The sequence below is a fragment of the Hungatella sp. genome, assembly GCF_046966825.1.
Genome location: NZ_JBKVCZ010000280.1, coordinates 1 through 2,250 on the forward strand (window position 1 = coordinate 1; position 2,250 = coordinate 2,250).

The window sequence follows — 2,250 nt, forward strand, 5'->3', positions numbered from 1 at the left end:
ATACGGTTGGGAACTTCACCCTCTGGCAGTGGAAGAGCGGTCAAGGAAGAAGGGAATCGGCAGCCTGCTGATAAAGGAAATAGAAAAAGAGGCGGTGAACCGGGGCGCCATAGTCATGTATTTGGGATCGGATGATGAAGACGGAGCAACAAGCCTTTCCGAAGGAGATCTTTTTATAGATACCTTTCAGAAAATAAAAAATATTAAAAATAAGAAGAATCATCCATATGAATTTTACGAAAAGAACGGCTATCAGATTGTAGGAGTCCTTCCGGATGTGAACGGTTACGGCAGGCCGGATATTTATATGGCGAAAAGGTTATGTGAAAAAGTCCAGCTAAGAAATGTCAAGAAATAAAGTGAAAAATGTTTAAAAAGTTTTTTTGAGCAGTTGGTGTAAAAAAAGGCGACTTTAATAAACCCATCGGATATGGGAATTTAAAAATTTCATAGTGGTGGATCTTTAAGCTGCTGTTTCTGTTTTGGCAGACTGTTCTGTCACATAGCGTTTACAATGCTCTTCGGGTGTAATGATCTCAAAAGGTTTGTTATCCCGCAGCATAGCGAAAATGATGTTGCAGATTTTATGCATAACGGCTCCGACAGCAACCCTCTTTTTCTTGCTGGCACATTTGCGGGTGTAATAGTCATAAATAACCGGGTTTACAGGTGTTTTTATCCCTTTCTCCATTTTTAAGTTGTTTATGGCAATCATATGCAGGATACGACGCGCAAGACCGGACCCCCGCTTGGACATGTGGACCCTGTCTCCCCTGAGCTTGCCGGAATCATTTACACCGGGATCCAACCCAAAGTAAGCATAGAGCTTCTTGGGTGAAGGAAATAAGTCAAAGGAACCCATTTCTGCGATTAGGACAACAGCGCTTAAAAAGCCGATGCCGCGCAGGGACTGTAGGAGACGGATGCGGTTATATGCAGGATTCCCCTGAAGTCTATCTACAGCCTTGTGCAGTTCTTGCAGAATGGAGTCCAGATGCCCCTGGTATTCCCGGTAAGAATCTATGTACAGCCTAATCCGGAGGGCATTGCTGGGAAGGGCGCGCCCGAACAATTCGGAATCTTTCGCGGCAGTGTATAAGGCGTCATACCTGGCAAGGGCATACATTTCCCCAAAGCGTGCTGTGCTCCGGATGGTTTTGATGATGTCATCCTTTGGAGCGGCAAGCATGTCCCTGGCAAGAGGGTATGCATATAGAAGGTTTAAGGAAGTCTGCGTGGTGATCTTACTGAACACCTGTAGGTAAGCGGGGAAGGAAACTTTCAGTTCTGCATGTAGTTTGAGAACGACCGCCGACTGTAGGTCTTTGAAGTAATAGTAATCACGGACCAGGTTCCGTAGGTCGATGATCTCATCGTCCGGAACGATGGAAGTCTTTAGGGAAGCATCCAGTCCAACTCTAGCCGCTTTTTTTGAATCAAATTTGTCATTATGCAGTTTCCTTACGTTCATATTTGTGCTATTCTTAGTGATGATAGGATTAATGACGGAGCAGTCAAACCCCTTATCACGAAGGAAGCACAGGAGCGGGATGTGATAGATCCCGGTGGACTCAAGGAAGCAGCGGCTTTTGAGAGAATACGTCTCTTGTGCTTCCTTTATTTTTGTGACAGCAAGCTCACGGGACTGCGGATCGGAGTGGATGATCTTAAAGGGTTTTCCAGTGAGGAGGCCATTTGGGAGCATGATGGACATCCAGGTGAAATCAGCGCCGACATCAAGCCCTACAGAGAGATAGGGGATGCTTTCCAGCATCTTGAGAACTTTTTGATAGTGCATAACTTGATCCTTTCTGGCAGGTATCCAATTCCAGAAGGTGGATACACAACCTAGCGGCTTATACAGGTATAGCCTGGGGCATCCCAACCAGCCAAAACATAAATCACCACCGAATGGACTGACAGACTTTTTTAGAGGTTTCACCAGCCAAAAGGCCGGTTCCCAAGGAGGAAACGTCCATAATCCTGCCTTCCGTGATTATACCTCTATCTTTTGTCTGGTGCATGAAGGAAACCTCAGGCAAGGTAAATAAGGTTGCCTTATAACTTCTGATGGAGGGAGAACTCCTCCTTCCGTTATATCTATATAGATTGATTAGATTGGACTTTGTAACTTTTAACTTAGTAGTCGTTCTTGACTACACCATTATTATACTAGGAGGAAATAAATGTTAATTGAAAAATATGACCATGCAATAAAAGAAGTAATGGATCGAGTCAGAGAAACGCAAT

The 2,250-nt window shown here is 44.5% G+C and carries 2 protein-coding genes; one reads left to right on the forward strand and one right to left on the reverse strand.

The features are described 5' to 3' along the window. Window positions 1-358: GNAT family N-acetyltransferase (locus ACLTD4_RS33800; protein ID WP_412331983.1), on the forward strand; the 358-nt coding region annotated here is incomplete at its 5' end. Between the two features lie 105 nt (window positions 359-463). Here the strand turns inward: ACLTD4_RS33800 and ACLTD4_RS33805 are convergent. Continuing rightward, the gene (locus tag ACLTD4_RS33805) at window positions 464-1,798 is read right to left on the reverse strand and encodes an IS110 family transposase (RefSeq protein ID WP_009256594.1); all 1,335 of its coding nucleotides are present in this window, start codon (window positions 1,796-1,798) and stop codon (window positions 464-466) included. Window positions 1,799-2,250 lie beyond the last annotated feature (452 nt).

Excerpts from the sequence above, each read along its gene's own strand:
- ACLTD4_RS33805 (WP_009256594.1), bottom strand. The coding sequence starts at position 1,798 with ATGCACTATCAAAAAGTTCTCAAGATGCTGGAAAGCATCCCCTATCTC.